Here is a 24,507-nt window from a genome sequence, read left to right as displayed (position 1 = left end):
CTTATGACTATGAAAACAATAAATAAATCAAGATTGTTGATACAATCTATTTTAGTCGCTTTTTTTGTGCTTCTTTTGTATTCTTGTGAGAGTTTAATTGATGTTGATTTACCAAATGATAGAATAAGTCAAGAAGAAGTATTCAAAGATATAAATACGACAAAATCAGCTTTAAACTCCATCTATATTAATCTTAGAAACAATCCTTTCTTCTCTAAAGATGTTTCGGGAATCAATTTTAGAATGAGTCTGTTTACTGACGAATTAGATTTTGTAGGTACCTCAGTAGAATACTTCCACCAAAATAGTATTGAGCCTAATGATAGTGAAATAACCAAATGGTGGAATAATGCTTATCAAAATATCTATGCAATTAACCTTTTTATAAGTAAGCTTAACCAATCACCTTCTATAGACGACCTAAATAAAAATCAACTATTAGGTGAAGCCTATACCTTAAGAGCGTTGTACTATCAGAATATTGTTCAGCTCTATGGAGCTATTCCTTATACAACTTCAACTGATTATAAGTATAACACTACCATTGGAAAGACATCCGAGAACCAAGTACTCTTAAAAATAGAAGAAGATCTTTTAAAAGCCACTGAATTATTAACCTATCAGTATAGAAGTACAGATAGGTATTATGTCAATAAAGCTGTAGCAGAACTGCTTTTAGCTGAAAATTACTTGCTTCAGAAAAAAGATGAGTTAGCTGAGATTTATAGTCAAAAAGTGGTTGACAATAGTCTCTATCAAATTGAATCTGATCTATCAAAAACATTTAAAAAAACAGCCAAAAGTACATTGTGGCAATTATCACTTGAACAAAATACAACTGTGACACCTGAAGCAAGCCTTTATGTGTTTACTGCTCTTGGTGGTTTTACCTCTACTATTAGCGATAAACTAATGGGATTATTTGATTCTAATGATTTAAGAAAAGCAAACTGGATTACAGAAGTTAAAATAGGAAATCAAGCCTATTATGGTGTGTATAAGTACAAAAATAAGACAAGTAATACCGATGAGAATTCTATTTTTTATAGAGTAGAACACGCTTATTTTATATTGGCAGAAAGCTTATTAAAACAGGCTAAAAATGGTCAGTCGATAGAGGTTATTAATAAGATTAGACACAAAAGAGGATTAGATGATTTGCCCCTTAATTTAAACAAAGAACAGATTGAACAAAACTTGTTACAAGAATCTTTTAAAGAGTTTTTCACTGAATCTGTTCAGCGGTTTTTTACTTTAAAAAGATGGGATAAATTAAGTGAATTGACCTTAACGAAACCCAACTGGCAAGATCGTTATAAACAACTTCCTATTCCAGAAACTCAATTGCTTTTAAACAGAAACTTACATCCGCAAAATACAGGATATTAAACTAATTTGACATGAAAACACGTTATACAACAATCTACACTTCTATTTTTCCTTTTTTATTGATTGGAATATTACTTACTGCTTGTAAATCTAATACTCATACCAATAGAAGAGTTGCAGACAATAACAGAAATATAGTTATTCAAGGCAGAGTTTTAGTTCAAGGAACTGACTCTGCTCCTTTGGGATTAACCACTATAAATATTAAAAACAAGTGGATTTGGAAAGATGAGTCGCAAAAAGCTTATGGAGAAAACAAAAGAGTTTTTGTGAATAAAAAAGGTTATTATAAAATTACAATTGAAAAGGGAGATACACTAATGGTTATTCCTAATCACATTATTTATGGAAGAGATATAAGCAAGTACACTTTTGCAAATTTGGACAAAAGTCAAACTATTGATATTGAAGTAAACAAAGATGAAGCAGGCTATCAGAATTTGATTAATAACAATGAAGTATTAAAGTCAAATATTGAAAATCTCATTAAAAATGTTGATCCTGAACAATTGGTGTCAGTTAGAGGAACAATTAAAAGTAAGAAAACAAATCAGCCTCTTAAAAATGTAGATGTTAGTTCTGCTTTTAACAACAATGTAATGGGGATTGGAACGTATCATTTAACTGATCAGTTTGGAAATTTTGATTTAAAAGTACCTAAAGGGAACCTTTGTAGTATACAAGCTTTATCTGCTAATGCAATACGTTTTACTGCTCAGAATGATACGATTATTAATTTGTATTTGTAATTATGAGGACATATTTAATATATAAATTGATTTTAATTTTCTTGGGATTATTGTCTTCTAATTCTTTAGTCGCAAGTAGTTATAGTGAGGGAATCGTAATTGATTCCCTTAGCTATACCATCCGTCCTTCTTTAATTAGCCCAGATGGAAACTGGGTAATAGCAAGTAAAACCTATGGGTATAATAATAGAGCAGATACTATATTCTATATCAACACTAAAACCAAACAGAAAAGAATTGTAAATGATCTTTCGACTTTGCAAGCCAACTTGTTGTACAATGATTTAATGCTTGAGAAAAACAATCAATACTTAAGTGTTATTAATTTAAAAACAAATCAATCTGTTTTTAAAGCTGGTGGCATCAAACAGTTCGCTTCCAAGGCCTTTGACAATAAGAATTTATTAATCACACTATCCTCTAATGCAGTTTTAAACATTGTACAATTGGATAAACATGGAGAAAAAAACAAAATAATATTCAATGATAATCAGGTAGTTGAGTTCTTAGTCAATGAGAATAAAACAAAGCTGATCTATCAAAAGAAAGATTGCACTACATCTACTTATATTTTGGACTTAGAATCTTTTAAAGTAGCTGAAATTAACTATTCGGGGGATTTACTATCTCCTTATTGGAATGTCACTCAAGATAAAATGGCTATTCTTGAAAAAGGAAATATTATTTATTTGTTGGATCTTGAGAAAAAACAAGTAGATAGCATTCAACTTAATAAGAAGCCTTTGGAGCGATTTGAGTTGTCTTTTTATTCCAATGATGATCTATTTATTAAATACAATGTAAAAACTGAAAAGAAGCTTGAAGAAAGTGAATACTTGGATATATGGAATGGGAATACTCGATTTGTACATCCAAGTTCTTTTAAAGAAAAGTTTGTACTTCAATACAAGGCTTTTATCTATCAATACAAAACAAAAACATTAAAAGAGTTGAAAAGAAAAAGAGAGAGTGATTTGGATTTTATAAATCTTCCCAATCATATTTTATCATACAATCCTTTTACTTATCAGGACTTTAATGCTTCTTATACTCAAATACAGTTTGATGTACTCAATACAACCAATAGTCATATTATACGATCAATTAAAACTAATAATTCAAAGGACATTATTGCTTCTTTATGTGGAAAGTACATGATCTATCCTATTGACAAGGATAAATCAAAATGGGAAATACTAGAGCTTGCTACTAATAAAACCACAATGATAAACTGTGATGCATCAACGGTTGATGTACCTATATGGTCAACCAATTCAGAGTATGTTTTTTTTGTAGTGAACAATACATTAACTCGTTTGCATCTATCCACGAAAAAACAAGTAAGTATTCTAAGTTTTACAGGGAAAAACACTTTGATTTTTGCTAATAGAACCAAACATAACAATGACATAAATGCAACAATCAATACTGAGTCTGCTATTGTAGTTGCAGTTAAAAACAGCTTGAATACTTTGATTTACAGTATTGATAATACCCGTGCTAAATTACTGATTGATGCAAAAGAAAATGACCTATCACGAGGATTAACGTATTTGCCCGACTTAATTAGCAAAGACTTAAAAACTATTGTTTTTACACAAGAGAATTACAATGTACCTGTTTTATTAAAGGTTTATAATAACGGCAAAATAACCACTCTTTTGGAAAGTGATATTCCACAGGAGCTTTATAGCAATAGAAAAAAACAAACCATTAGTTTTAAAACTAAAACGGGAAGAGAATTAAAAGGAACACTTTATTACCCAAAAAACTTTAATAAAGAGGTAAAGTATCCTATGGTTGTTTATACTTACGCTGAAGATGATACAGACAGTAAACAATTTCTTTTGTCCTCACTGATAAATTCTACAGGCTTTAATATTCCACTTTTAAATGACAATGGATATTTTGTATTTTATGTTCAGTCATATATTTCTCAACAGGGACCTGGAATAGGAGCACTTGAATCAATTAAAAATAGTGTAAAGGTTATTAGTGAAAAAGAGTCTGCAATTGATACTTTAAAGCTTGGTTTGCTAGGTCATTCTTTCGGAGGATACAAAGCCAGTTTTATCGCTACTCAAACAAATATGTTTTCAGCCATTATCAGTGGAGGAGCACCTCATGATGTAATTGGTGGTACGATGTATCGGTATAATACCTACAGAAATAAACTTGATTGGTTTATGGTGGAAAGTGGGCAACTGGGATTTAAACAAAGTTATGCAGAGAATCCTGAAAAGTATTTAGCTAACTCTCCTCTATTATATGCTCATAAAGTAAGAACACCTATTCTTCTATGGACAGGGCTAAAAGATGAAAATGCACATTGGGAAAACACTCGTAAAATGTATGTTGCTTTAAAAAGGTATAAGGTACCAACGATTGCTCTATTTTACAAAAATGTTGAACATGACATTATGCCTAATCAAAAAGTTGAAAACAAAGACCTAACACTTAGAGTGATGGATTGGTTTGAGTATTTCTTAAAAGATAATAGAAACATTGAGTGGATTAGTAAAGGAATTGATTATGATAATTACTCATGGAATCAATTAGATACTTTTTAATAAGAGAATAAAACAAGGGGACGATGTCCCCTTGCTCTGTAATCAATAAAATTACATGATTAAACGAAGAGGTTTATATTCTGCAACAGAAGAATCCCATCCATAGATTTGGTGAGTCTCTGAGTTAATATCTTCTTCGTACAAAGGGCCAAATCCTTCAAATGAACAATCTCTCTTTACTATTTGCGTTGCTTTTTTAAATACAGCTCCGTCTAAATAATATAGATCCCCTCCATAAGGAGTTACAGTCTCTTCTGATATTTCAATTTTATTATCAGCTTTATTACTAGCATTCATTGTGAATGCACCTACACTTAGCATTGCAACAACGGCAAATGGCATAAGTAGGTTTTTTATAAATTGTTTCATAATGTTATTGTTTTTAAAATTATATAACAAACCTCGTGTCTGTTATAAAAATGGTCGTCTTTTAAAGTTAATCAATGTCTTTTATTCATCATAGTCGATTTATGTAGCTACCCTAAATCGAACTTTTCTATTCCTACTATACGTGTACAAAGTATAGCATTACAACTTCAACATAAAAAATTACAAATATGAAAAAATTCTTATGAGGTAAACTTACAACTCTTTATAATTCAAAACAATACGTGTTTTCCGCATATTTCCATATTAAGATTAATTCTTTCGAAGTATAGATTTAAAAGACAATATAGTTGAGTTTTATTTTATTAATAATTGCACGAAGTTAGGCAATGTCCAGCGGTTCGCTAACAAGAAATTCCCCCATAAATGCTTGACTAAAGTCTTCGCTTTATTGCGTTGCTTCTTGCGCTCGCTAAGCCATTACCAATTGTGGCTCCATAATTAATTTAAAAATTTAATAGTATGGAAACTACAGTTTTAAACACAGAATGGCTTATCGCATCAGAAGTAGAATTGATTTACAAATCAAAAGTAAAAGCTTCACAGAGACCTCAGATTACATCTTCTTACAGTGCCTATCAAATAGCATTAAAAGCGTGGGATGGTAATAAGATTGAATTATTAGAACAGTTTAAAGTGCTTATGCTTTCAAACAACAACAAAGTACTTGGAGTATTAGAAGTTTCCTCAGGAGGAATAACAGGTACAATAGTAGATTTAAGAATCATCTTCTCAGCTCTATTAAAAGCGAATGCCGTTGGATTTTTGATAGTGCACAATCATCCGTCAGGGAAATTAGCTCCAAGTGATGCTGATATACAAATTACAAGAAAGATTAAAGAAGCTAGCAAGATACTTGATATTAGTCTCTTAGATCATTTAATTATAACAACAGAGAGTTACTACTCTTTTGCAGATGAAGGCGCCTTATAAGTGTCTTTATTATTTGAAGTTGTAAAACTGTAAACATGCTTTTACAGTTTTACAACTTTAATTTTTTATTGAAATACTTAAAAGATAGGCTTGTTTTTTTCATTGAATCTTGTGGTTATTTGCTGTTCAAACTCATTGAAATGGTGCTCTAGTAGATTATAGAGATAAGCGTAAATTGTAAGTTTATCATCTGCGATAACCTGAACAATACGAGAAAGTATCTTATGATGCTCAGGGTCTATATACACCGATTTCCCATGACGTGCTGTGCTTTTGACATCTTTAAAAAAGAGTTCTTCATACTCCGCTGAATTATACTCTTTATTGGTAGAGATTTGTTCTTTTTTTACACGTCTTTGCTTCTTTGGTTCATTCATAGTTTCTTCCTCTTCATCTCTTATACCAGGAGCATTGAGTTCAGCCTCTGTAAATCCATTAGGTCTTAGTCCATCAACCATAAGTGCCATCATGGCTTCTTCATCAATAGCACGTTTCTTTTTAAATTCTTCTTTCATAATTACTTGTTTTTATATCTGTTTATAATTCTGTCTATTTATGTTGTTAGTTAAATGTTATGCTGTCCTTTGAGTTGCAATTCCAATGCTTCAGACATTCAACTGTGTATAGGTTTTATCAACAGTTTATTTGTATGTTTGATTGTTGGGAGCTATGTAAAGTCATAGCTACGATATTGCGTTTGTGCAACTAAAACATTGCTTAGACAAATAACTAGCGTTATAGACTCACTATTTAAAAACAGGTCTTTAAAGAGTCTATTTGGCGTTTACTTATAGGTGTATAAACAGTATTCATATTATAAAAAACATATTGTAAATATGTTGAAAAAGTTACTGCAAAAGTAACAGCAAGTTATGTTTTGAGGCACTCGAAATTACATTCGTGCCATCAAAACGACTTGCCCTTAAGCAGGGAGCTAAACCAATTTCTCCGAAGTCGAATGGTTGAATTTATAAAAATGGATTTATTATGAAAGAGAAAATTAGAAAACAGAACAAAGATGGACGAAAACCAAAGGTCAATCCCAAAACAAACCGCTATTTTTTTCGCCTTACGGATGAATAAAACGCTAAATTTTTAGCTCTTTTTGACCACTCAGGAATCGACAATAAAGCAAAATTTGTTGTTTCCATGATATTTGGAAAAGAATTCAAATCTGTAAAAATTAACAAAAGAACTATTGATTTTCACATGAGATTGACTTCGTTTCACAGTCAGTTTCGGTCAGTTGGCGTCAATTACAACCAAATTGTAAAGCTTTTATATAGAAGGTTTTCAGAGAAAGAAGCATCGGCTTATCTTTATAAATTGGAAAAACAAACGGTTGAAATGGTGCTGGTATTTAGAAAAGTGGTGGAATTAACGAAGGAGTTTGATAGGAAGTATTTGAAGATATAGGTTTGAATAGAAAATACACTTTTCTTGTCAGAAAACTTGTTCAATCTAATTTTGTTCATTATTTTTGAATGTTCATTCCTGCTGAACACTTAATAATATTGAACAAAGATGTATAGAGATAATGATTTTGTTTATGAAGCTATTGCTTCTTTAGAAGAGACAACTGGGGTTCCTATCGCTATTGAAAGCGTTAGGGAAACTTATGATGTAGTGCTTCAAATCAAAAAGGAAACCTTTTATTGCATTGCTAAGAAAAACGCGAAAAATGCAAATTATGCTATTATCATGTCTTCTATTAAGGATTTTAATCCTTCAAAAAACAACATTGTTATTGCTGATTACTTAACTAAAAAAACGGCAAGTGATCTTAAGCAAAATGGCATTAATTATCTTGATGCATCTGGAAATACCTTTATTAAGACCAAGGATTTTTTTGTATATATAGAAGGCAGAAAAGCAAAAATCAATAAAAAAACGAATCAAACCCGGGCATTTCAGGAAGCAGGTTTAAAATTACTTTTATTGCTTATTTCTAATCCTGATACTTTGCAATTGTCTTATAGAGAATTAGCCGAAAAAGCAGGAATCGGACTTGGATCAGTAAGTAATGTATTTAAAGAATTGGAGGAAGGACGCTATCTATTAAAAACAAGAAATAAACGAGTTTTAAAGAATCAAGATGAAATTATTGAACGTTGGGTAATTGCCTACAATGAGCTTTTAAAACCTCGTTCTTTTAAAAAGAGAATGAGAGCTTTAGAAAATGAATTTAGTGTAGAGAATATTGTAAACAATACTAAAATAAGTCTCCATTTGGGGGGAGAACCCGGAGGAGAAATCTTGACTGGTCATTTAAAACCTAAAGATTATATTATCTATACAAATGAAGAAACAAGCAAAGTTGTAAAAGAACTGAAACTTGTACCTGATGAAGCTGGCAATATCGAATTGTATAGTAAATTCTGGACAGATAGTCTTCATTTGAAGAATGAATATACCGCTCCTCCTTTAGTCATATATGCCGATTTAATGGGATCGAATAGTAGTAGAAATATAGAAACCGCGAAACTAATTTTAGAAAATGGATTATAATATTTCAAGTGAAAAACTGGAACATCCATTACTGAAAAAGTTGTTGGATGAGTTGATTCCTGTATTTCAAAAATTGGAAATCAAGTTTTTTGTGATTGGTGCAACAGCACGAGATATCATCATGGAACTTCATGGGGAAAAATCTGGTAGAAGAACGCAAGATATTGATATTGCCATAGCTGTGGACAAATGGGAGGAGTTTGAAACTATTGAAAAGGCAATAGTACAATTGCCTGATTTTAAGAAAGATCCAAAACAACAACAACGATTTTCGTATCTAAATGATTTTCAGCTAGATATTGTTCCTTATGGTGGAATTACAACTGCCGAAGATAAAATCTTCTGGCCACCTGATCAGTCTTTTGCAATGACTGTTTTGGGTTTTGAAGAAGCAGAAAAGGATTTGGTAAGAGTTAAGATTGACGATTCGCTGGAAATTGATATTGTTTCGTTGACAGGAATTTTCATTCTGAAATTGGTTGCTTGGAAAGACAGACATATTCAAGGAAATAAAGACGCAGATGATATGGGATTTATCCTTTTGAACTATCTCAACATCAACGAAGAAAGAGCCGCTATGGAGCATTACGAAGAAGTCTATGAAATAGAAGATTTCTCCATCACAAAAGCAGGTGCAGTTCTTTTAGGAATGGACATGAACAAACTTTTGACAGACAATGAAACTGGTAAAGAAAAATTAAAAGCAATAATTAAAACGGAAATAAATGTTGCTGAAAACAGCATTTTATTCAACCAAATAATCGAAACAAATCACATCAAATTTGATGATGTACAGGATTGTTTTCAAATCCTAAATCAAAAATTAAAATAGATGAAAACCAACAATAAAGAAGAAATATTAGAAGATAATCAAGTGATGTGTATTCTCACCGCAAAAGCGAGAAAAGCAACATCACAAGAAAATAACCTACAGTCTATTATTCGTATGCTCAACGAAGAGTATGGTTTTGAGCTGACTGATATGGAACGGGATTTTAATATCATTTACACCGATCCAGATACGGGTAAAAATAAAAAGCAAAAGATTGATCTTGTTATTTTTGAAAAAGGGAAATCACATGAGCAAGATTTTATTGTTAGAATTGCCATTGTACAAGACGAAAAGATAAAAGAAAACGACAAGAAAAAAGGAGTTATCATTACCTTAGAAAATGCACTTGCTGCTGTTGATAATTGCGAATTTGGTTTATGGACAAACGGCACGGATATTAAATTTCTTCAAAAAGAGAATGACGAAATTGGATTTGATTATATCTTTTCCGATTTATCTGATTTCCCTGGTTTTGGAGAAACTTTAGATGATTTAAATCGTGGTGATCGCTCGCATAGCCGTAAGCCTGCAAACGATTCCTTAATTAAAGTTTTTAAGCGTTCGCACGATTATATTTATGGAAATGAAGGTCGCAAGAAAGATGCGTTTTGGCAATTGCTTTATCTTATTTTCTGTAAATTGTACGATGAGAAAAGACGTTTTATGCCTTTGCCAGATGGTATTTCTTATCGTCGTTATTTTTGGGTGGGTGTAAAAGAGCAAAACACGGCTGAAGGTAGAAAAGCTGTTGCTGACAGAATTAAAAAAATATTTGAAGAATTAAAAACAGAAGGTACTTTTTCTGATGTATTTGACGGCAATGAAGCAATAGAATTAACCGACAAAGGGATCGCCTTTATTGCAGGAGAATTGGCAAAATATTCCTTTCTTGATGCTTCTGTTGATGTAAAAGGCTTAGCTTATGAAACCATTGTCAGCAATACCCTGAAACAGGAAGCTGGTCAGTTTTTCACACCTCGCAACATCATCAAAGCGATGGTAGAAATGATGAATCCAACCGAAAATACACGCGTTTTGGATCCTGCCTGTGGTTCGGGCGGCTTTTTAGTCATGGTATTAGATCATGTTCGCAAACAAATAGCTGAAAAATTATATCCTGAAATTACAGATGAAGTTTTGCTTGCTGCAAAATATAATACTCCGGAAGTAAACGAAAGAGTTCGTGAATATGCTGAAAACAGCATTTTCGGTTTTGATTTTGACCCCGATTTAAAGAAAGCCGCACGAATGAATATGGTAATGGCAGGCGACGGACACGCGAATATTTTTCACGTGAATTCGTTGGCTTATCCCAATTGGGAACATCCTACTGAGATTGAAAAAATTGAAAATGCCATCAACCGGAGTTTGAAAGCAATGAAAGATGATGAGGGTATGTATGGTAATAGTGCCAGAGAAAAATTTGACATCATATTTACCAATCCGCCATTTGGAGCTAAAGTAAAAGTAGATGAAGATATTGCGGTTAAGTATGAATTATCCAAGTATTCAAATGCTCCCGAAGTGTTATTTATAGAAGCTTGTTACAATTTTTTGAAAGAAGATGGTAAAATGGCTATTGTATTACCAGATGGTATTTTAGGTAATCCGAATACCTTACCTGTCAGAGAATGGATATTAGATAAGTTTAAAATATTAGCTTCAGTGGATTTAGCTGTAGAAGCATTTCTTCCACAAGTGGGTGTACAAGCTTCGCTTTTGTTCTTACAAAAGAAATCTGCCAATGAACGTAACATTGCCCACGAAGGAGAAGAAGATTACGACGTGTTTATGGCAATTGCTGAAAAACTAGGCAAAGACCGAAGAGGGAATCCGATCTATCTGCGAGATGAAGACGGAGCTGAAATTATTTTCCCAGTGGAGAATAAGTATGTAGCCTACCGACCAGAAGACGGCAAGCCGATTGTAAAAACACGTGTTGAAAAACAACGTGTATTAGATGATGATTTGCCTAAAATTGCGAAGGCTTTTAAAGAACTTTTTAATTATTAAAAATGAAAGTAAGTAAAATAAAATCCAATTTCATTTTTGAAGATATAAGACTTAACGCAAGCTATTTTCTAAATGAAGATGCTTTAAATAGTATGAAGTTGGAGGCTAACAAAGATAAATGCGTTGCTCTGGACAAGGTTGCTAACGTTTGGAATCCACCTATTTTCAAAAGACAGTTTTGTAAAAAGACAGAAAGATCAATTCCTTACTGCCAAAGTAGTGATGTTACTAATTTATTGGAAGGAAGTGATATTTATATCTACAAAGAACAAGCTCTAAAAGTTAATTCAGTTGTAAAAAAAAATCAAATTCTGGTTACAGGATTTGGAACAATTGGAAATACCCGATTAGTTAATGAACTGAGTTCAGGAATAAGTTATGCTAATAATGTTTGTAGAATTGAGGCGAACGAAGAATTACCGATTGGTTACATTTATGCTTTCTTAACGTCTAAATATGGGAGATCTCAACTAAATAAAAATGCCTCTGGTTCTGTGGTTAGATATATTGAAGCCCCAGGTATCAAGAAAACATTGATTCCTATACTATCAGAAGAAAAAAAACAACAAATTCATCAGCTTATTGTAGAAGCTTCTGAATTGAAAGTGGAAGCGAATAGATTGTTGAATGAGGCAATTCAAATATTTGAACAGGAATTAAACTATGGAAGAATTGCTGACGGAGCTCAATATGGCAAAATATCTTCCAAAGATTTATTGAGTTTTCATAAAAGATTAGATGGTCAATATCAACTTATTTGGAAGACAATAAAGAAGAAATACAACGAAAGTATATCATTTGATAAAATTGAAAATGTTGCTTCTTCAATATTTGTTGGTGGCAGAGGAAAAAGGAATTATGTGGAGAATGGTATTCCGTTTTTATCATCATCAGATATGATGTTATACAATCCCAAAAGGCTAGCAAAAAAAATCAGTTCGTCAACAAATGGAATTGAGCAAATGAAAGTTTCCAGAAAAGATATATTGATTTCAAGATCGGGAACTGTTGGAAATACTGTAATTGTAGGAGATGATCTTAATAATATTGTCATTTCAGAACACGCATTAAGACTTAAAATAAATTCTGATAAAATTTCCCCAAATTATGTGTTTGCATTTTTGAAAACTAATATGGGATTAAAAGCAATGGAAGCATCGGCGTTTGGTTCTGTCATTATTACTCTGAATGAGGATTTAATTGGAAATATTGATCTTCCAATTCTAAGTAATGAACTCCAAGAAGTGATTTCTGAAAAAATAGAAGAATTTCTTTCTCTTTCAGATAAATCGGTAATAAAAGAAAACCAAGCCATTGCACTAATAGAAAAAGAGATTGACCTATGGCAAGTATCATAAAACCACCTTATTTCGAATCGGTCGTGAATGCTGGTGAAAAGAGATTGTTAGATTATCTGGAAGTATATCTTCCGGATAACTACTATTTAATTCCCAATGTGGAGATTGCTTCTACCAATCCTAAAAACAATCGTACCCAATATTGGGAATACGATTTACTTGTGGTAGCTCCGCATGGTATTTACAATATCGAAAACAAAGATTGGAAAGGACGTATCGAGGGCGATGACAATTACTGGTATCTCAATGATCGACAAATGCCCAATCCGCTAAAAACAGGTCGGCAAAAAACAGCGATATTGGCATCCAAACTCAAAGAAGCCAACTTTGCTTGGGGAAAAGCGTGGATACAAAATATGCTTACACTTTCTTTTGATAATAGCTATCCGCCTGTTATTTCGCACGAAGCGCAAAAGCTCACGTTTAGCTTGAACAAGAAATTGGTTGATTTTATTACCGATCCGTACAGTATTGGGAAATTAGAAGATGATATTGTGAGCATTCAACAAGAAATCATAAAATTCCTAATCGGTCAACAATCAAAGAAATCTCCTGAGCAAAAAAGAGAAATTGAAGGTTATGAAGTGCTAGAAATCATTCAGCAGGAACCTAATTTTACAGAATATCTGGTAAAGCCTAAAGGTGTTACTTCCGTACGTCGTAAAATTAAGGAATATGCTTTGCAAGTAAGCGGATTATCTACCGAAGAACTGAAAAAACGGGAAGATAAAATCAAGAACCAGTATCACGCACTCAATAAATTAAAGGCAAAACCATTTATCTTAAATGTTGAGTTTCGTATAGACGAAGTCAATCATTTGTTCTATGAAATTTCAGATTTCTTGGAAGAAAACTCCTTACGTTCAGAGGCTCGTGTAAAAACCTTTACGTTCAAAGAGAAAATTGACATCATCAACAATGTAATGGTAGCTCTGAAAGAAGCGCATAAAGAAAGCATCTACCATCGTGACATCAATCCTGATAATATTTATTTGAGCAGTGGCTACGCCTATTTGGGCAATTTTGGTAAATCTTATTTCATTGATCACAGTGAAGAAGGATATACCGTTATGCCAACCATTAACCAAAATAACGCAACGGCTTATCATCCTTTGGAACTGACCGTGAACGATGCGAGTGCGGTTTCAGATATTTATTCATTAGGCGTTTTAATCTATTGGTTATTTACCGACAAAGAACCGTTTAAAACACCATACGATTTAGATAAAATGGGTGGCAAATTAAAAACCGATTTGTTGCCTACGCACATCAATTCCAATTTGCCCAAATGGATTGATGAAATTTGTTTGCAAACCATTTTAACAGATGATCTAAAACGAATTGAAAGTGTAGAAACTTTACAAGATATTATAGCCAATGCTATAGAAAGCAAATCGGTTGCGGAAGCATCGCCTGTGGTTGTTCCTGTTCTAAAATCATACACTTTTGAAGAGCTAAAAGAAGGAGATTCTATTGGCAGTTATTCCATTCACAAAATATTGGGTAAAGGTGGTTATTCCAAAGTATTTAAAGTTAAACACCGCATTCAAGACGTTTATTATGCGTTGAAACTCTTTAATGAAAGTGTAAACTTTAGTTCTGTAAAAGATGAATACGAAGCATTGGTAAATTTGAATCATCCCAATATCGTAAAATTCAAATGGAATGATGAAGCGGCTTCGGGACAGTTTTTTACGGTTATGGAATATTTGGATGGAGAAAATCTAAGTGATTACGCTCGTACAGATGCCAAACTCCCTATTCATAAAATTGTTCAAGTGGGTAAAGAGATTCTTTCTGCTTTGGTGGACATGCAATCGAAGGAAAAACCGATTATACACCGAGATATTAAACCTCAAAACATTATTTGGGATAAAGGCGAACGCTTTGTTTTAGTAGATTTTAATGTGGCTTCTACCTCATTAAAAAAGAGTGAATATGTTGGCACGATACCCTATTTAGCACCTGATCAGATTGTTGATAATTATAAGGTAAATTGGGATTTATCGACAGATACTTTTGCGCTTGGCGTAACTTTGTATGAGTTGCTTTGCAAACAATATCCGTGGCATCCTTCCAAAACACCTATGGCGAGCAGACAGTCGAATAATCCTAAAGAAATTGAATCTCGAATATCGGAACAATTTGCTTCCTTTTTATTGAAAGCCATTGCTACTGATGCTTCTCAACGGTTTCAAAATGCAAAAGAAATGTTTGATGCATTGATCGCTATTGAAGATCATATTTTAGAAGATATTTCTCCAAAAATTAAATCAACAGATACTACAACTACCACAACTGATATTGATATTATTCAATATATCAACTCATTGTACAGCCAATCGAAGTACGGAAATTTTGGAACAAGAGTAAACAGCAATGCACATCAATTGGATGAACAAACGTACACACCTACCAAGTTGGATAAAAGCCTTATTCCAGCTATTGTAGATGGACAGTACAAATTACTTATCATTACCGGAAATGCAGGTGATGGAAAAACAGCGTTTATCAAGAAGATTGAAGAGCACGCTTCCGTTCAAAATGTGGAGCATTTTGCGCATCATAATGGAGCGAGATTTAAAATAAACGGCATAAGCTATGAAAGTAACTATGACGGCTCACAAGATGAAGAAAACAACATAAACAATGACGTTTTAGAAAAGTTTTTTCAGCCTTTTGAAGATGTTAAACAGTATGCTCATGCAGCAGAAGGACGTATCATTGCGATAAATGAAGGACGCTTGGTGGAGTTTTTAAAGACTTCAAGTAAGCACCATAAATTAGCTAAACTAATTGAAGATTACTTTTACGAAGAAGGTCATACTGAACTTCCAGAAGGCGTAATGATTGTCAATTTAAATCTTCGCTCTGTGGTTGCTGATGATTCGGGCGAAGGCAGTTTATTTAAAAATCAAGTAAAAGCATTGACGCAAAAATCACTTTGGGAAAAATGTGAAACTTGTGTATTGACAAAAGATTGTTTCATTAAATACAATGTGGATACTTTAAACGATTCGGCTTCTGGAGAAACAGTTATCAATCGTTTGGAATGGTTGATCAGAACCGTTAGTCTAAAACGTGAATTACATATCACGATGCGTGATATTCGTTCTTTCATTGCCTTTATGCTTACTCGTGATGTTTCTTGTGAAGAAGTATCACAAATAGAATCGTTAAAAGAGACAAACCCAGAAAAATATTGGCAATATTATTATTTCAATATCACTAATCCTACGTTGGAAGACAGTGGAAATAAAGATCGTCTAATAAAGCTTTTAAGAGAAACGGATATTGGCGAAGTTGCGATTCCGCATTGGGACAGAGAATTGTTTTTTAGCAATCATAATCCAAAAGATTATGTTGTATTTGCGGAAAGAGAATCTAATTTGTTGGAACACTTTAATGAACAAAAATTCTTTATTCCAGCACATGAGCAAACACCAGAATTGATTCAAAAGATAAGAGAAAAACATAAATCATTTACTCGACATCATTATTTTGAAGGAAAAACAAGTTGGTTCAAGGAAGATATATCTACGGAAGAAACTACCGAAAAACCAACTAATAAAGGTTTAAAACCTTCGTATTTATTGCGCTTGCCTTACAAGTCAATTTTTGATTTCGTTTCTATATTGTCTCAATCTGCGATCGAAGAAACAACAAAACAGGTCATTTCAAGAGCCGTTTCTTTAAACGAAGGATGCGATAATGAGTCGTTGGACAAAGAAAACTTAATCCTTGCTTCGACCGATGTAAAAGATATTCGAGGAAAATCCTTCAAGATGTTTCCTTTGGATGATTTTGAGCTGATTGTAAATCGCACAGACCATTTAATTAAATATCTGGAATACGAACCAGATAGCTTAATTTTTAGGCATAAAATAAATAAGCATATCGAGTTGGCTATTTCATTGGATTTGTATGAAATGCTTTACTTTATAAAGAAAGGTTTTAGTCCGTCATTGAATGATTTACGAGGTAAATTCATTGAATTGATTGTGTTTAAAAACCTATTAGAGAATCTGAATTATGATGAGATTGTAGTAACACCAGACAATCGTCTGTTTTATTCGATCAAAAAGAATCATAACAAAATCGCTATTAAAAAATTAACCTATTAACTATGGCAATCAAACTAAACAAACAGGAAAGTACATTCAGAAATGAACTCCTTTTTACGGCTGATGCCAAAACGATTAGAATTGATAATACCTTAGTCAATCTTTTTATGCTTTTAAAGCATGAAGGCATTCGTCCTAAACAACGAACAAGAAGAGGCGATAGTGTTTTTATTGAGTTGGATAAACTAAAAAACATCTTCCAAAAACTGGAAGAGGGTAATGAGTTGGAAGGTTTTAAAGAAAATCCCGAAGCGGTAGAACTTTGGTTGCGTACCAATCTTGTCAATATGGTAAACCGCGGAAATTCTGAGAAAGAAAAAATATCTTCGTTAAGACCTATCCATCTTGAAAGTTATCGGGTAAGAAATGTTCCCAATACCAGAGATTATTTTACGGCAGATCAAGTTTACCTGATGTTAGGGCAAAACCCAATTGTAAAAGAGAATCTTCGGAATTTTTTAGCGGAAGGATGGGATAAGACAACCAACACCTTACTTCAATCCAAAGAATTGGACGTAGATAGTTTGGGAATTTTATATTTGATAAAGAATGTGAACCCTGGCTTTATGGATAGTAACACAACGCTCAATAAAGTAAAACCTCTTTTAATAGAACAAGCAGAATTATTTTGCGATGATGTTAGAAGATTATTGGTGTATAAATCCAAAATTCCAAGAAATGTTTTAATAGATTATCTGAAAACAATTACTTCATTTCACCTCGCCTTATATGTACATAAGGTCATTTATTTATTGCCAAAAATGATTGAAGCGGGAACAAAAGATGTTGTTGATGATTGGAATATCGTGATCGATGCTACAGATGATTTTGAAAGTAAAGTTTCTTCTATTGCTATAGCTGATGCGGAAAAAACATATAATTCACTATACAAATACATCAAAGCTACGTTTAAGATTAATAGTATTATCCAAAAACTAAAGTTAGACGAATCCAATTCGGATAGCGTAGAAAAAGCATTGGAAATACTTAAAAATGAGTTGAATCAATATGAAACGAAGTTTGAGGCGTATTGGGATATTGTCTATAACGAGCAGGACGAAGATGATAAAAACTTACTCACTGAAATGGTGAAGTATGAAACGACTTACTTTGATAGATACGTTGAGTTACTTTTAAAAGTGAGAGGAAAGTATCAACATAAATCACACATAGAACTATTAGACAGTTTATCACAAAAAAATAGCGAAAGAGGTTTTTTAGCTCAAGGAAGAAGTAAAAAACATCCTCGAAGATATGTGCTTGGAACTAGATTATTAGAAGCATTAGTTCAAATACAGGTTTTGCATTTGGAAAGAGATAAATTTATTACACAAAGCTTATCTATTGAAGAATTGATGCGTAATCTGAAAGACCGTTACGGATTAATTATAAATGGATTGGAGGAAGAACGTTTTCAAAATACGGATCTTCATACTCATTTAGCGTTTAAAGAAAATGTAGAAGCCTTTAAGATAAAATTGAGGCAGATAGGCTTTTATAATGATTTAAGTGATGCATACATTTTGCAGAAAATAAGACCTCGTTACGAACTATCATAATTAAAAACAATGGACGTTAATATTTTAACACGTTACTATCAATACATCATCGAGCTAATTGTAGAACTATACAAAGATGAGTTCGAAACTGCGAAACCGGGACATTGTATGAAAATTACAGGTCTGGGGAATGAGCAATTATTGTCTCTTTGGGAAGTTATTACAACAAATTTCAAGAATTTAGATACTTATATTGTTGACGAAACACAACAAGGTGATTATTATATTTCTGCAACGAAGCTAATCGAATTACGAAATCAGCAGAAAAAACCGTTGCTTATTCTTGTTCCTTCAAATAGCAGAACCGCTGCCGAAGATTCTTATGGCAATGCTACATTTAAAGAAATTTCTTTGGAACGCATAGAGCCTACTTTAATTACTAAGCTCAAGGATAAAATTCCAGAGGAGTTCTCCGCATTTGTTAACACTGTAATTAGTTATATCGGTAATCCTAATCGAACAAATTTACTGAGCTATCTTTTAGCATTGGAAGAAGAGTCATTTACAAAAGAAAGTATTGGGCGAAATCTGTTTTATTTAGACTTGTTGCCAGATCTCAAATTGCTTGAAGATGAGAATCTGATTCGTTCGAGACTGAATCTAAACATGACGAGTTGTAATATACTGGCATCTTTTAATAAACCTGTTTATGACCGAGTGGACGAACTTCAAATAAAAAAAGACTCCCTTCAAAAGGATTTTATTCAGTTATTCAGAAATGAAGAAAGCATTACTTCATTGAATAGACTGGTCGCTATAATTGGAGAGAAATACCCTGACTTATGGTTTGATAAATGGGAAATTCCAAGTCTTAATTTTAAAGAAGTAAAACTGGAAATTGTTGAAATAAGATCAACAGATTTTACTATTGAGGAAGGTAAAAAAGTTCTTTTATCGGATGGAGCATCGAACCCAAAAGTTACCATTCGTTTTAAAACTACACCCGAACCAAAAGACATTGAAGAATTAAAATATTTTAGAGTGGTTTTAATGGCTGTAGATGGTTTTTCAGGTCAAGAAATAACCACGCTTAGAAAATTAAAAAACACAAATGCTAAGCAAGCCTACCGCGAAGCTAAAATAGAACTCAATGCAAATAATATTGAAGAAGGATCGTATTTTTTTAAAGTATTAGCTGAAGATGAATTAGGAAATATTCTAAACGTAAACGATGATTTTTATGAAGATTCTATACAACGAGAGTGGGAAGAAAATGAGTTTTCTCCTGAAAGTAAAAAAGAACTTCGCTACAAATTGAAATGCGATTCGGAGGATTTTGATTATGCTATCGACATCAATACCGAAAAAGAAGAGACAATACGTAAAGACAAGTTGAACAATGTGCTTCAAGCGTTTTTCAAATATAATATTGATGGTTTAAGACAAGACACAGCCATAAATAGTCCTACTCCAAGTGAACAATCTAACGTCTGGCTAAATGATGAAAAATTAAAATTATCATCCGTTTTTCATATCAATTATTCAAATAAGCATAATTATCAAATTATGCTGTCATCAAAGCTAAGGCTGATAGAAAATGAGATTTTGAATAATAGCCATCACTTTGGTTTTGTGAATGTTACTATTAGTAATAATAACACCACACTGGGGTTACAAAATATTGAATACAGGGTGAGTAGCCTGACAGATATCGCTCCCAAAAAGTTATTAGAATCCCGAAAAGTTGTTTTTGAGAAAATCAAAAACTCCAATAGTTCTGAAAATGGTGTATTCGAAACTACAAATCTTTACGATTTGAAAGAGGATATTAAGACCTATTTAGAACACTACAATAATTGGTTAGTAAATCTTAATAAAAAGATTGAAAAGTCAGAAGTTTCAAATGAAGAAAAGGAAAATATCAAGCTTCTGTATGCAGAAGTTCAGTTTTTGGACACGGTAAAAATTAAAACAAAATTACCAACTGAAGGTTCTGTTTCCGCTGTTTTATTATCACCACTTCATCCACTTAGGTTGACTTGGTATATGAATCTTATTGAGCAATTCGAAGAATGGTTTAATAAGACACTGCAATATAATGACCATATCAAGGAATGGCAATCTTTGGAAAACTTATTTTTAGGTGAATTGATTCCAAGCAACAATCCCTTGGTATTAGTTGATCCTATTCAATTAATGAATTATGAATATCTTGGGGAATTAAGTTTCGGTTGGGGAATTTATATTAATGCATTTACGCCCAATCCAAATGATTCGCTTGTTCCTATTTCACATCAATTAAAACATTATTTCAAACACTTATTGAATATTGATGCTGGAAATATTGTTCATAATGATGTCAGTAAAGCATTAGTAATTAAACATCTAAAAAACTTTCTGATACAACATCCTTACACGGATACGTTAATCATCAATTTATTTAATGTTGGTGATGCTGAGGTATTTGCCGATGCATTTGTAGATGTGAGTAAGTATCCTGAGTACTACAACACCAAGTTTGAAGTTCGAATTTTTGTAGGACAAGAATCATTGATTGAACACGGATTAGCTTTAAAGTCTTTACTGAATCCTGAAACAAATATTAGTGAAGAAGCTGAGCTATTTTCACAACCTTCTAAAAACAGATTGTTTCCTAAATTGAGATTTTCGATTAATAATATCAATGATTTTGTACAAAACCCAGAGATATACAATGCGCATATTAGTTTTTTAGTTAATCCATTTGCAGCGAAAATCACTTTATACAAACCGTATAGATCATATAAATCTGCTTATCTGAACAGTTTAATTATTGATCCAGCCACTGATGTTGAAATTATTCAGGAGCCTGAAAAAATAACTTGGCATAATTATATCAAAATTGAAAACGCAAAAGAAAATCTGATTAATAAATTCTACAATTCATATCAGGTTTTCACTTCGGGTTCTTTAGCTGCTCATGCTACAGAAGCTGTTCCCGCTACGCAGTTAAGTTTGACGAATAGAGATCAAGTGTTGTTGGCGCATTTACACGAATACTCGGATTGGGTAATTACATTTGATAAAAACTTAGGACCTCAAGTGTTTGATCAGCCATCTGAAAATGGAAAAATCCCATTTCTATTAGACTATGTTCCTGGTGAAGAAGTATCGGGAATATCCTCTTATCTAACAACGAAACCTTCAAGTGAAATAATCGGATTATTAAGTCCTCATTTTGAATCCTTCGGATTAAATATTGAAAGCTCCGAAAGCAGAAGTAAAATCCAAACTATTCTTGAAGATTTAAGAGCTATCAGTAGTTCTTTAGTATTACAATTAAATTCTTCAAAGAACAAAGCTTTTGAAGCTATAGGTACAGCTTTTTCTAAAAGAGTTTTAGAGAAAAAAGGACTATTGGAAAATGCTTTCCTTATTCCTATTGATTTGCATCAAAATCTTTTTGAGAACTTAGATACCAATTCTAAAAGTCGAGCAGACAATCTATTTATTGCGATAAATAAAGAAAAAAGAGAAATAAAAATAGCTGTTTTAGAGATAAAATGCAGAAGCTATTTAGGTGCTTCAGAACGAGAAGAACTAAAGATAAAAATGATAGAGCAAATTGATAATACAATTGCTGCCATCAAACATCATTTTGATCCCAACGATTATAAAAGCAATGATCGTTTAGATCGAGAAATCAAAAACAAGGAATTAAAGTCTCTATTTAGGTTTTATATTGAACGAGCGTACAGATATAATTACTTATCTGAAAATGCTTACAATAGCTATATTGATTTTATTCAAACTCTCAATAATGGGTTTGAGTTCAAATTTATACGATTAGGCTTTATTTTTGATTTTTCTTTTGAACAAAAACATCAGAAGCAAAACTTCGATGATAATACAACCATTTTTACTTTTGGACATAAATTAATCAGCGATATCTTAGATCCAGATTCTGATTTGAATACCAAAAGATTAGAAGATACAGATCTTAACAAAGAATTGGTTTCTGCTTTTGAATCGAATAACAAATTAAAGCCGTTTATTCAGAAATTTAAGTCAAAACTTAAACCGTCTTCTAATGAAGAAGGTTTGACAGGTTATATTCAAAATTTACCCGAAAAGGAAACGAAAGGTTTAGTTGAAGCATATATTGAAGAACAACCTAAAAATGTTGAAGTAGCAGAGCCTACCGAAAAGGAATATAATAATCATCAAACTGTACCTGAAAATAATGACGTAGCTTATAATATTCCAGAATTTGACATTATTGTAGGGAAGAATAGTATTTCTGACCAATTTGGTATTATCGGTACGTCAATACACAATAAAAAAATCGCAATCGACCTGTCTGAAACCAATACGATAAGTTTATTTGGTGTACAAGGTGGTGGAAAAAGTTATACTATCGGTACGATTAGTGAAATGGTATTGAAACAATTTTCAAATATTAATAAACTTCCTGCTCCTTTAGCTGGAGTTATTTTCCATTACAGTGAAAGTATGGATTACGAACCGGAGTTCACTTCGATGATTAATGCTAATACGAATCTTACTGAATTAGAAAAGTTAAAGGAATTATATGGAGCTGAACCAGATGCTATTGAAGATGTTATAATATTAACTCCTTCCGATAAAGTTGAAGAACGGAGAGAAGAATTTCCTTCTATACAAGTTGAATCAATAGCTTTTAATTCTAAAGAGCTTAATGTTCAAGATTGGATGTTTTTATTAGGGGCAATTGGAAACGACTCATCGTATATCAAACAGTTGAAATTTATGATGAAAGAGCAACGCCGAAATATTACATTGGATGGATTAAGGGAAAGTGTGGAAGCATCAGAATTACTTTCCAATACACAAAAATCCTTAGCAAGGCAGAAACTTAGTTTTGCTCAAGAATATATTGATGACAGTTTCTTTTTAAAAGAAATTTTAAAACCGGGGCGATTGGTCATTGTAGATTTACGCGATGAGTTCATAGTTAAAGATGAAGCATTAGGATTATTCGTGATTATGCTTAATATCTTTTCAGGAGTCAAAACCTTTAATGATAAGCATTTTAATAAGTTTATTGTCTTTGATGAAGCTCATAAATACATGGACAATAAAGATTTGACCAATAATATCGTCACTGCAATTCGAGAAATGAGACATAAAGGAGTAAGTATCATGATTGCAAGTCAGGATCCACCGAGTTTACCTAATGAAATTATTGAATTGAGTAGTATTGTTTTACTTCATAAATTTAATTCACCTCAATGGTTAAAGCATATTCAAAAATCCTTGACGCAATTGAATAGTTTGACAGCTGCTGACATGAGTGTTTTGAAACCAGGAGAAGGCTTCTTATGGGCATCTAAAGCATCTGAACAAAGTATAACAACAAAACCAGTAAAAATAAGTACAAGACCGAGAGTTACTAATCACGGAGGAGCAACAAAAAAAGCAACAGGAAACTAATGGAAGTAAAACAGTTAACAGGAATAGGAAAAAGAGAAAGCAATCAAGATTTTATCTATGTGGATAGATTTGAATCTGGGGCTGCTTTTTTCCTTATTGCCGACGGTATGGGAGGTTATGAGAAAGGAGATGAAGCGGCAAGAATTGTTACTGAAAATATTTTCACCTTCCTAAATTTTGTCGGTAGCATCAACGAACAAAATATTCAAAAAGCTGTTCAAAAAGCCAATTTAGCTATCAAGCAGTTCAATAGTAAAAACAATATCAAATCTGGTGCTACGATAGGTGGTATTATTGTAGCAGAAAATACTGTTCATCTTTTTTGGGTTGGAGATGTGATGATCTATCAAATAAGTAAGGGTAGAGTTTTGCTTCAGACCAGAAGCCATACATTAGTAAATAGCCTCTTAAAAACCGAAAGCATAAAAGAAGAAAAGTCTTTGAAAAAATATAAACATATCGTAACCAGATCTATATCAGGTAACCCTTCGGAATCCAGTATTGGATATCAGTTTATTCAGTTTTCCGAAGGCGATTCGTTTATTATTTGTTCAGATGGTGTTCACAATACGGTTTCCGTTGAACAGCTTCTTATGTATATCAATCAAAAAAATGGTTTACAGAAATTGGAAAATGAATTTCTTACAGATGCGCAAGATAATTATTCACTAATCCTTATAAAAAACAAATAAAA

The 24,507-nt window shown here is 32.5% G+C and carries 14 protein-coding genes and 1 pseudogene; 13 read left to right on the top strand and 2 right to left on the bottom strand.

What is annotated here, in order from left to right; translation table 11 throughout:
* The first annotated feature begins 9 nt into the window (after window positions 1-9).
* The 3 genes from AABL85_RS05230 to AABL85_RS05220 are packed head-to-tail and all read left to right on the top strand — an operon-like array spanning window position 10 to window position 4,708.
* Entirely contained in the window at window positions 10-1,389 is a 1,380-nt protein-coding gene (locus tag AABL85_RS05230; protein ID WP_341309399.1) for a RagB/SusD family nutrient uptake outer membrane protein, read from the top strand.
* Window positions 1,390-1,400: 11 nt separating this feature from the next.
* The gene (locus AABL85_RS05225; protein WP_016649713.1) at window positions 1,401-2,138 is read left to right on the top strand and encodes a hypothetical protein; all 738 of its coding nucleotides are present in this window, start codon (window positions 1,401-1,403) and stop codon (window positions 2,136-2,138) included.
* 2 nt (window positions 2,139-2,140) lie between these two features.
* Entirely contained in the window at window positions 2,141-4,708 is a 2,568-nt protein-coding gene (locus AABL85_RS05220; protein WP_341309398.1) for an alpha/beta hydrolase family protein, read from the top strand.
* 51 nt (window positions 4,709-4,759) lie between these two features.
* On the opposite strand, the gene AABL85_RS05215 is transcribed toward AABL85_RS05220, so the two are convergent.
* Complete coding sequence (locus tag AABL85_RS05215; RefSeq protein WP_016649715.1) at window positions 4,760-5,077, bottom strand: hypothetical protein; 318 nt, start codon at window positions 5,075-5,077, stop codon at window positions 4,760-4,762.
* A 480-nt stretch (window positions 5,078-5,557) separates the two neighbouring features.
* On the opposite strand from AABL85_RS05215, the gene AABL85_RS05210 reads away from it, so the two are divergent.
* Window positions 5,558-6,028: a JAB domain-containing protein gene (locus AABL85_RS05210; protein WP_341309397.1), complete on the top strand. Its 471-nt coding sequence runs from the start codon at window positions 5,558-5,560 to the stop codon at window positions 6,026-6,028.
* A gap of 77 nt (window positions 6,029-6,105) precedes the next feature.
* Here the strand turns inward: AABL85_RS05210 and AABL85_RS05205 are convergent, their stop codons facing one another.
* Window positions 6,106-6,543, bottom strand: coding sequence for a DUF3408 domain-containing protein (locus AABL85_RS05205; protein WP_341309396.1), 438 nt, complete (start codon window positions 6,541-6,543; stop codon window positions 6,106-6,108).
* A 472-nt stretch (window positions 6,544-7,015) separates the two neighbouring features.
* Here AABL85_RS05205 and mobA point away from each other — a divergent pair.
* From mobA to AABL85_RS05160, 9 genes and pseudogenes are all read left to right on the top strand, one after another.
* A pseudogene (gene mobA, locus AABL85_RS05200) lies at window positions 7,016-7,444 on the top strand (conjugal transfer protein MobA).
* Window positions 7,445-7,552: 108 nt separating this feature from the next.
* Window positions 7,553-8,536: a type IV toxin-antitoxin system AbiEi family antitoxin gene (locus tag AABL85_RS05195; protein WP_341309395.1), complete on the top strand. Its 984-nt coding sequence runs from the start codon at window positions 7,553-7,555 to the stop codon at window positions 8,534-8,536.
* Complete coding sequence (locus AABL85_RS05190) at window positions 8,526-9,368, top strand: nucleotidyl transferase AbiEii/AbiGii toxin family protein (protein WP_341309394.1); 843 nt, start codon at window positions 8,526-8,528, stop codon at window positions 9,366-9,368. Before AABL85_RS05195 ends, AABL85_RS05190 begins: the two co-directional genes overlap by 11 nt.
* Entirely contained in the window at window positions 9,369-11,381 is a 2,013-nt protein-coding gene (mads2, locus tag AABL85_RS05185) for a methylation-associated defense system DNA methyltransferase MAD2 (protein WP_341309393.1), read from the top strand.
* A gap of 2 nt (window positions 11,382-11,383) precedes the next feature.
* Complete coding sequence (locus AABL85_RS05180; protein ID WP_341309392.1) at window positions 11,384-12,739, top strand: restriction endonuclease subunit S; 1,356 nt, start codon at window positions 11,384-11,386, stop codon at window positions 12,737-12,739.
* On the top strand, window positions 12,724-16,863 hold the full coding sequence (mads6, locus tag AABL85_RS05175; RefSeq protein ID WP_341309391.1) for a methylation-associated defense system protein kinase MAD6: 4,140 nt from the start codon (window positions 12,724-12,726) through the stop codon (window positions 16,861-16,863). The genes AABL85_RS05180 and mads6 overlap by 16 nt, the downstream gene beginning before the upstream one ends.
* 2 nt (window positions 16,864-16,865) lie before the next feature.
* The gene (gene mads7, locus AABL85_RS05170) at window positions 16,866-18,422 is read left to right on the top strand and encodes a methylation-associated defense system protein MAD7 (protein ID WP_341309390.1); all 1,557 of its coding nucleotides are present in this window, start codon (window positions 16,866-16,868) and stop codon (window positions 18,420-18,422) included.
* Window positions 18,423-18,431: 9 nt separating this feature from the next.
* Window positions 18,432-23,813: a methylation-associated defense system ATP-binding protein MAD8 gene (mads8, locus tag AABL85_RS05165; protein WP_341309389.1), complete on the top strand. Its 5,382-nt coding sequence runs from the start codon at window positions 18,432-18,434 to the stop codon at window positions 23,811-23,813.
* Window positions 23,813-24,505, top strand: coding sequence for a PP2C family protein-serine/threonine phosphatase (locus AABL85_RS05160; protein ID WP_341309388.1), 693 nt, complete (start codon window positions 23,813-23,815; stop codon window positions 24,503-24,505). The genes mads8 and AABL85_RS05160 overlap by 1 nt, the downstream gene beginning before the upstream one ends.
* Window positions 24,506-24,507: the final 2 nt, after the last annotated feature.

It is taken from the genome of Myroides odoratimimus (assembly GCF_038039805.1).
GTDB classification, from domain to species: domain Bacteria; phylum Bacteroidota; class Bacteroidia; order Flavobacteriales; family Flavobacteriaceae; genus Flavobacterium; species Flavobacterium odoratimimum_B.
The sequence above is the reverse complement of the archived record's forward strand: the minus strand, read 5'-3'. Positions and strand labels throughout refer to the sequence as shown.

Bases quoted from the DNA above. Each gene is read 5' to 3' on its own strand.
- AABL85_RS05230 (WP_341309399.1), top strand. From the start codon at position 10: ATGAAAACAATAAATAAATCAAGATTGTTGATACAATCTATTTTAGTC.
- AABL85_RS05225 (WP_016649713.1), top strand. From the start codon at position 1,401: ATGAAAACACGTTATACAACAATCTACACTTCTATTTTTCCTTTTTTA.
- AABL85_RS05220 (WP_341309398.1), top strand. From the start codon at position 2,141: ATGAGGACATATTTAATATATAAATTGATTTTAATTTTCTTGGGATTA.
- AABL85_RS05215 (WP_016649715.1), bottom strand. From the start codon at position 5,077: ATGAAACAATTTATAAAAAACCTACTTATGCCATTTGCCGTTGTTGCA.
- AABL85_RS05210 (WP_341309397.1), top strand. From the start codon at position 5,558: ATGGAAACTACAGTTTTAAACACAGAATGGCTTATCGCATCAGAAGTA.
- AABL85_RS05205 (WP_341309396.1), bottom strand. From the start codon at position 6,543: ATGAAAGAAGAATTTAAAAAGAAACGTGCTATTGATGAAGAAGCCATG.
- AABL85_RS05195 (WP_341309395.1), top strand. From the start codon at position 7,553: ATGTATAGAGATAATGATTTTGTTTATGAAGCTATTGCTTCTTTAGAA.
- AABL85_RS05190 (WP_341309394.1), top strand. From the start codon at position 8,526: ATGGATTATAATATTTCAAGTGAAAAACTGGAACATCCATTACTGAAA.
- mads2 (WP_341309393.1), top strand. From the start codon at position 9,369: ATGAAAACCAACAATAAAGAAGAAATATTAGAAGATAATCAAGTGATG.
- AABL85_RS05180 (WP_341309392.1), top strand. From the start codon at position 11,384: ATGAAAGTAAGTAAAATAAAATCCAATTTCATTTTTGAAGATATAAGA.
- mads6 (WP_341309391.1), top strand. From the start codon at position 12,724: ATGGCAAGTATCATAAAACCACCTTATTTCGAATCGGTCGTGAATGCT.
- mads7 (WP_341309390.1), top strand. From the start codon at position 16,866: ATGGCAATCAAACTAAACAAACAGGAAAGTACATTCAGAAATGAACTC.
- mads8 (WP_341309389.1), top strand. From the start codon at position 18,432: ATGGACGTTAATATTTTAACACGTTACTATCAATACATCATCGAGCTA.
- AABL85_RS05160 (WP_341309388.1), top strand. From the start codon at position 23,813: ATGGAAGTAAAACAGTTAACAGGAATAGGAAAAAGAGAAAGCAATCAA.